This window comes from uncultured Maritalea sp. (assembly GCF_937139385.1).
Classification (GTDB): domain Bacteria; phylum Pseudomonadota; class Alphaproteobacteria; order Rhizobiales; family Devosiaceae; genus Maritalea; species Maritalea porphyrae_A.
This window is the reverse complement of the sequence record NZ_CAKZPW010000044.1, coordinates 1-7,651: the sequence shown is the minus strand read 5'-3', so window position 1 is coordinate 7,651 and position 7,651 is coordinate 1. Positions and strand designations below refer to the sequence as shown.

At 49.7% G+C, this 7,651-nt stretch carries 4 protein-coding genes; all 4 read left to right on the top strand.

Going from position 1 to position 7,651, the window contains the following annotated elements:
* The first annotated feature begins 544 nt into the window (after nt 1-544).
* The 4 genes from Q0231_RS01810 to ilvD all read left to right on the top strand — a co-directional run bounded on the left by Q0231_RS01810 (nt 545) and on the right by ilvD (nt 7,549).
* The gene (locus Q0231_RS01810; protein WP_299344313.1) at nt 545-1,717 is read left to right on the top strand and encodes a TolC family outer membrane protein; all 1,173 of its coding nucleotides are present in this window, start codon (nt 545-547) and stop codon (nt 1,715-1,717) included.
* Between the two features lie 138 nt (nt 1,718-1,855).
* Nucleotides 1,856-2,755 (top strand): DUF2497 domain-containing protein, encoded by a 900-nt coding sequence (locus Q0231_RS01805; protein ID WP_299344310.1) that lies wholly within the window; start codon nt 1,856-1,858, stop codon nt 2,753-2,755.
* 120 nt (nt 2,756-2,875) lie between these two features.
* A complete protein-coding gene (locus Q0231_RS01800) occupies nt 2,876-5,533 on the top strand; it encodes a valine--tRNA ligase (protein WP_299344307.1) in 2,658 nt (885 codons plus the stop codon).
* A gap of 291 nt (nt 5,534-5,824) precedes the next feature.
* Nucleotides 5,825-7,549: a dihydroxy-acid dehydratase gene (gene ilvD, locus Q0231_RS01795; protein ID WP_269394302.1), complete on the top strand. Its 1,725-nt coding sequence runs from the start codon at nt 5,825-5,827 to the stop codon at nt 7,547-7,549.
* The last annotated feature ends 102 nt before the right edge of the window (nt 7,550-7,651 follow it).

Here is a 7,651-nt window from a genome sequence, read left to right as displayed (position 1 = left end):
CCACGTCATCGAAGCATAGAGCCTTTGCAAACTGGGAGGAGACCATATATGGGACGAGCGCAGCGATTCCCAACAAAACCCAATCACCGCCCGATCCCATGTTGGATATTGTGTTGTTCGACCCAATCCACACACACCGATCTTTATGAATCCCGTAGGTTGGGACGAGCGCAGCGATTCCCAACAAAACCTCAATCACGGCCCAATCCAATGGTGGATATCACGCTGCTCAACCCAACTTATACAAAAAATATAAATTATTTTTGCCCGTATATTCATCTTATCTTTTTCATCTTAAATATCCGTATCCGCACGATTTACCCCCATAACTGATATTTTTTAATCAAATTTTGGGTGAATTTTGATCACATGCGCCATGCTGTCCTAGGGGTATGTATTGATTCGTTGTAATACGCAGCGTGCTTTAAAAGAATTTCTTTCAGCTTAGTTTCAGGTAAAGCGGCTACCTTGCCCCTGCACGAACGTGCATTCAATTATTGCGCTCCGCCTTGAGTGAATACTCAAAACCCTAGGGAGAAACTAGATGAATAAAAATACTAAAAATGTAATGAGCGGACTGGCCGTTGCGTTTGCAGCAGCTGCTATTGCCGGTTGTTCGGCTACAGCCAATACCAACACAACATTGAATTTGCAGTACAACCAGCGCTTGTTCGATGGTTTTAAAACCGCAGCTCAGATTGATCAGGCGCGTGCCTATGCGAACGCGACGACACACAGCTTGCGCAATACCGAACAAAACGTTCTTTTGTCTGCCGCAACGGCCTATATGGACGTGGTACGAGACACAAACCTCGCAAGCTTGCGGGCTGACAACGTGAAATTCTTACGTGCTCAAGTCTCTTCTGCGCGCAACCGATTGAATATTGGTGAGGGCACAAAAATTGACGTTGCTCAAGCTGAGGCACGTCTTGCCCAATCTGTTGCTGCCTACAAGTCAGCAGTTAATTCCTTGCGCACGTCTCAAGCGAGTTATGTGCGTTGGATGGGCTCTAAGCCATCTGGTTTGAACTCAAACTTCAAATTTGGCAATGTTTTGCCACGCTCTCTTGATGAAGCTTTGCGTTCTGCAAAAGCCAACCACCCGGCGATTCAAACGGCGATGGCGCAGGTAGAAGCCGCAAAATTTGGTACAGATGCTGCTATGCGGGCTTTCGGTCCTACTCTTGATCTTATTGGCTCAATCTGCGCGATCGATTGTGGCGGCGGTTCTTCACAGGGCACTTCTGGGTCTATTCGTTTGACCTTGGCGATTCCCATCTATCAAGGTGGTGCATTGGGCGCATCAGCACGAAAAGCAAATCTATCGCATATCAATGCTGAGGTAGACGCAAGAGCAACAGTTAATCAGGTCGAAGAGGCCGTTATTTCTGCTTGGTCAGGATTGCAGTCGTCAATTGCATTGATTGAATCTGCAAATGCTGCAGTTCGTTCAAGTCAAATCGCACTTGATGGTGTGATTGAAGAGCGCAACGTTGGTCAGCGCACAACTCTTGATGTTCTAAACGCCAGAGCTGAACTGACCAGTGCAAATGAATCTTTGTACACCGCTCAACGAAACAAAGTGGTTGCAGCGTTTTCACTTGTCTCTGCTGCTGGCAAACTAGACGCAGCTTCATTGCACTTGCCCGTAACAATTCAGTCAGCTGACGGATACCGGGCGCGTGTAGAAGACATCTGGGGCGAATTGCGCGAATAACTCAACTAATTGGTGGAAAACGCTGTTTTTGCGCGTCGACTAGACTAACAAGTTAATATCTCGCACAATAAGCTTTAATAGTGCGAATCGCGTCGTGTATTTGATGTGCTTGTTGCTTCGCACGATTGTGAGGCCAAGATGAATCAACCTGCGTCTAAAGACCCATCGATGGACGAAATACTGTCTTCTATTAGGCAGATCATTGCAGATGATGAACCGCCCGCCGATGAGCCGGCGGCGGCACCAGAAATATTGGCAACTGAAATCACGGCGGACGATGAGCCCGAGAGCCTGACTGCAATGGTGGAGGAGCCGAAACAAGCAGCTAAAGCCGCTCCGCCAGCGCCAGCAAAAAGCGCTTCGCCTCCCGAAGAGGATGAAGAAGAGCCTCTTGCCCTTGGTGCCGAGCAAATGCTTAACCCACCAAGCACTAAGGCCGGTATGCCTGACTTGCCGGACGATGATGGCGACGAGGCTCCCTTGGCGCTGAGTGCTGATCAAATGCTAAATCCACCTAAGGCGGAACCAAAAAGTGCTCCCGCTGATGATCTTGTGCGCGCCGCGCCGTCGCCGGAAGAATTCGTCGCCGAGTTTGGTGATGATGTCTCCGAAGATGTGGCAATGGTGGTTCCTGACGATATTGCCTTTATCAATGACGACGATTCAGAAGAAGAGTCGGTTGCTATGGATTTAGATGATCTGACAACCGATGTGGACTTGGCTTCGCTTGACGATGCAGTTCCGGCGCAAGAACCAGAACCTGAAGAAGAGATTCCGGCCAGCCCTCTACCTGATCCCACTTTAACGACGCAAATTTCTGAAGAGTTGTTAGAGCCCGCGACCCAAGCCGCCGCTTCTAGCGCCTTCAGTCAGTTGGATGCACTAACCCTTTCTGGCGGTAACGGCCAAACGGTCGAAGATTTGATCCGAGAAATGTTGCGTCCAATGCTTAAAGGCTGGTTGGATGAAAATCTGCCGGGCGTGGTTGAAAAACTGGTGCAACGCGAAATTGAACGTGTTTCTCGCGGTAATCGCTAATCCAAATTGGCTTTTTAGCACCTGACCTGTTGACAGGGCGGCTCGCCTTGGCTTTACACCTAAATCAAAGTATTTCAGCTGTGGGCAGTCCTTGCCCATGGCAGACAAAGGCTGTGCGACATGATTGATAAGAGCTACAACCCACAAGAGGTTGAAAACCGGATTTATGACGGCTGGACCAGCGAAAACCTGTTTGCTGCAGGGGCTGGCGCTAAGGAGGGGGCGGAGAGCTATACAATAGCCATGCCACCCCCAAACGTCACCGGTGACCTTCACGTCGGGCACGCGCTTACCTTCACCATTCAAGACTTGCTGGCCCGCTTTGAGCGGATGCGTGGCAAAAATGTTCTATGGCAACCGGGCACTGACCATGCAGGCATCGCTACGCAAATGATTGTTGAGCGCCAATTGATGGAAAATCAATTGCCATCACGTCGCGAACTTGGTCGTGAGAAGTTCTTGGAAAAAGTCTGGGAATGGAAAGAAAAAAGCGGCAACACAATTGTGTCGCAACAAAAGCGCCTTGGCGCATCCGCTGATTGGTCGCGCCAACGCTTCACAATGGACGAGGGCATGTCCGAAGCGGTGCTGAAGGTATTTGTTCAGCTGCACAAAGAAGGCCTGATCTACAAAGATAAGCGATTGGTCAACTGGCATCCGGTTTTGCAAACAGCCATTTCTGATCTTGAAGTAGAGAACATCGAAACCAACGGCCACATGTGGCATTTGCGGTATCCAATTGAGGGAACAGACGAAACCATTGTTGTTGCCACAACGCGCCCCGAAACAATGCTGGGTGATACCGGCGTTGCCGTGCACCCAGACGATGAGCGATACAAGCACCTTGTTGGCAAGATGGTTGTGTTACCGCTAACTGGACGCAAAATTCCGATCGTTGCAGATGAGCACGCTGATCCTGAACAGGGGTCTGGCGCCGTGAAGATTACGCCTGCCCACGATTTCAATGACTTCGAAGTTGGCAAGCGCAACAATCTTGAACAGATCAACCTTTTCACTGTTGATGCGAAGATCAACGACGAAGCACCTGAGGCCTATCGCGGCCTAGACCGTTTTGAAGCGCGCAAAAAGGTCGTCGCTGATCTTGATGCCCTGGGCGCTTTGGTTGAAGTTGAAGAAAAGGTTATTGCCGTTCCATACGATGAAAAGTCAAAGCAGGTCGTGATCGAACCCTATTTGACGGACCAGTGGTACGTGGATGCGGTAACACTTGCAAAGCCTGCGCTTGCCGCAGTCAAAGAAGGGCGCACCAAATTCGTTCCGAAAAACTGGGAAAACACTTACTACGCTTGGATGGAAAATCTTCAACCTTGGTGTATTTCACGCCAATTGTGGTGGGGACATCAAATTCCAGCTTGGTACGGGCCAGACGACGAAGTGTTTGTGGCCTCATCAGAAGCAGAAGCGCAAGCGGCGGCTGATGCGCACTACGGGGCGCCGACCGAAATCAAACGTGATGAAGACGTGCTTGATACATGGTTTTCTTCAGCACTTTGGCCGTTTTCGACCCTTGGCTGGCCTGAAAAGACCGAAGAATTAGCGACCTATTATCAAACAAACACTTTGGTTACCGGCTTTGACATTATTTTCTTCTGGGTCGCCAGAATGATGATGTTTGGTATTCATTTTATGGACGAAGAGCCGTTTGAGAACGTTTATGTGCACGCACTTGTGCGGGACGAAAACGGTCAGAAAATGTCAAAAACCAAAGGCAACGTAATTGATCCATTGGTGCTTTTTGACGAATATGGCACCGACGCCACGCGTTTCACTTTGGCCGCGATGGCCGCACAGGGCAGGGACATTCGCTTGTCTTTGTCGCGCGTTGAAGGCTACCGCAACTTTGTCACCAAAATCTGGAACGCCGCCCGTTTCCTTGAAATGAACGAGTGCGTTCGCGTTGAAGGCTTTGATCCCAATTTGGTCAATTCAACCCTTAATAAGTGGATATTGAGCCGTACAGCGAAAGCCGTTGCTGAAGTTGAAAAGTCAATTGAAACGTTCCGCTTTAACGAGTCCGCAAATGCGGCTTATGATTTTGTTTGGGGTACATTCTGCGACTGGTTTGTTGAGTTGGCCAAGCCAGTCTTTAACGGCGAAGATGAGGCTCTAAAAGCTGAAACGCGTGCGACAGCCGCCTACGCACTTGACCAAATCTTGGCCCTTTTGCACCCATTCATGCCGTTCGTTACCGAAGAGCTTTGGGCGCAAACCGGCCAACAAGGTCCTGCACGCAAAAAGCAACTCATCATATCTGAGTGGCCACAATTGTCGGCGCTCGTTGATGACGCTGCTGAAGGCGAAATGACTTGGTTGATCGATTTGATATCGGGAATTCGATCAGTCCGCGCAGAAATGAATGTGCCTGCAAGCGCAAAAGTGCCGCTTGTTGTGGTCGGATCGGATGCGACTACTCAGTCGCGGTTGCAAAGCCAAGAGCCAATGGTCAAACGTTTGGCACGTATTGCGGATGTATCCTTTGCTGATGCAGTTCCAAATGAAGCGGCACAATTGGTCTTGAATGAAGCAACATTCTGCTTGCCACTTGCTGGTGTCATCGACATCTCTGCCGAAAAAGAACGCTTGGGCAAAGACCTTGCGAAGTTGGACAAGGAAATCGATGGTGTCGATCGCAAACTGGCGAATGAGCAGTTCATATCAAAAGCGCCCGAAAGCGTTGTGAATGATCAAAAACAACGACGTGATGATGCAAAAGCAAAAAAAGAGCGTGTTGAAGCTGCACTTGCACGACTTGGCTAGCCTGATTGGCTTTTGCCAAGCGGATATGTCATAAATTTGCAACACCGCGGTAAAAATCACACGAAAGTGAAAGGCGGCCACATTTTGACGATGTGGTCGCCATTTTTTTAACCCAATGGGTATTCATAACAGGTCAAGAACAACGCCGTGGGCGGATGGTACGTTGTTTATGTCGCACTGGATTGCGAACCGTACCGTACGCCTTGTCACAATTGTGCCTTGCATCAAACGGTGGCCGAAGTAAAAACATTTTAATGCTACGGCAACAACGATGCTTGGAAGGAATAACCAGTGGACGACAATAACATCGACAAGAGCAAATTACCTAGTCGACATGTAACAGAGGGCCCATCTCGGGCACCGCATCGCTCATACTATTATGCAATGGGCCTTACCAGTGGACAAATTCACCAGCCTTTCGTTGGTGTAGCTACTTGCTGGAACGAAGCTGCACCATGTAACATCGCGCTTTCGCACCAAGCACAATTTGTTAAAAGAGGCGTTGCCGCAGCACATGGCACACCACGTGAGTTTACAACAATCACTGTGACTGACGGGATTGCCATGGGTCACCAAGGCATGAAGTCTTCGTTGGTTTCACGCGATGTGATTACCGACTCGGTGGAATTGACCATGCGTGGCCATAGCTATGATGCCCTAGTAGGTCTTGCTGGTTGCGATAAATCTTTGCCGGGCATGATGATGGCGATGGTGCGGTTGAACGTGCCGTCTGTGTTCCTTTATGGCGGCTCAATTTTGCCAGGCAATTTCAAAGGCAACCCTGTAACAGTTCAAGACGTGTTTGAAGCTGTTGGTAAGCATTCTGTCGGCGACTTCTCGGATGCTGATTTGGAAGAGCTTGAACGCGTAGCATGTCCATCTTCTGGTGCATGTGGCGCACAGTTTACAGCCAATACAATGGCAACTGTTTCAGAAGCGATAGGGCTTGCATTGCCTTACTCCGCTGGTGCGCCAGCACCTTACGAAATTCGTGATCAATTCTGCTACACGGCAGGTGAGCAAGTGATGGAGTTGATCAAGCAAAACATTCGTCCACGCGATATCGTGACGCGCAAAGCCCTTGAAAATGCGGCCACAGTCGTCGCAGCCTCTGGTGGTTCCACAAATGCGGCGCTGCATTTGCCAGCGATTGCAAACGAAGCAGGCATTGATTTTGATCTGTTTGACGTGGCTGAGATCTTTAAAAAGACACCATATATCGCCGATCTAAAACCAGGCGGTCGTTATGTGGCCAAAGACATGTTTGAAGCCGGTGGCGTGCCCCAACTCATGAAAACATTGCTCGACAATGGATTTATGCACGGTGATTGCATGACCGTAACGGGGCGAACGATTGCTGAAAACCTTGAAAAAATCACATGGAACGATAAGCAAGACGTCGTTTGGCCCGCCAATAAACCGATCACCAAAACTGGTGGCGTTGTTGGCTTGCGCGGAAACTTGGCACCTGAAGGCGCCATTGTTAAGGTCGCGGGCATGTCTGATCTCGAATTCACAGGTCCAGCTCGCTGTTTTGACAGTGAGGAAGAGTGCTTCAAAGCTGTGTCCAAGCGTGAATACAAAGAAGGCGAAGTGCTTGTTATTCGTTATGAGGGGCCAAAAGGTGGTCCTGGCATGCGTGAAATGTTGGCAACTACTGCTGCACTTTATGGCCAAGGCATGGGCGACAAAGTCGCTCTGATCACGGATGGTCGCTTCTCTGGTGCGACACGCGGCTTCTGCATTGGTCACGTTGGACCAGAAGCAGCCGTTGGCGGCCCAATTGCCCTGATCAACAATGGCGACATGATTACCATCAACGCCAATACTGGTGAGATCAATGTTGATCTTTCTGACGAAGAATTTGAAGCCCGCAAATCCAAATGGCAACCGCGCGAAACCAACTTCGGTTCTGGTGTTATTTGGAAGTATGCTCAAGGTGTCGGCTCTGCGCGCTATGGTGCGCTAACCCACCCCGGTGCAAAGGGCGAAAAGGAGTGCTATGCGGACATTTAGCATCAGACTCTTCGCTTGTTTGACTGCGGTTTCATTGGCGCTTGCACCGGTGTGCAGCGCCAATGCGCAGGACAACACCAACATTCTATCTCTGTTTGGTAG

Excerpts from the sequence above, each read along its gene's own strand:
- Q0231_RS01810 (WP_299344313.1), top strand. The coding sequence starts at position 545 with ATGAATAAAAATACTAAAAATGTAATGAGCGGACTGGCCGTTGCGTTT.
- Q0231_RS01805 (WP_299344310.1), top strand. The coding sequence starts at position 1,856 with ATGAATCAACCTGCGTCTAAAGACCCATCGATGGACGAAATACTGTCT.
- Q0231_RS01800 (WP_299344307.1), top strand. The coding sequence starts at position 2,876 with ATGATTGATAAGAGCTACAACCCACAAGAGGTTGAAAACCGGATTTAT.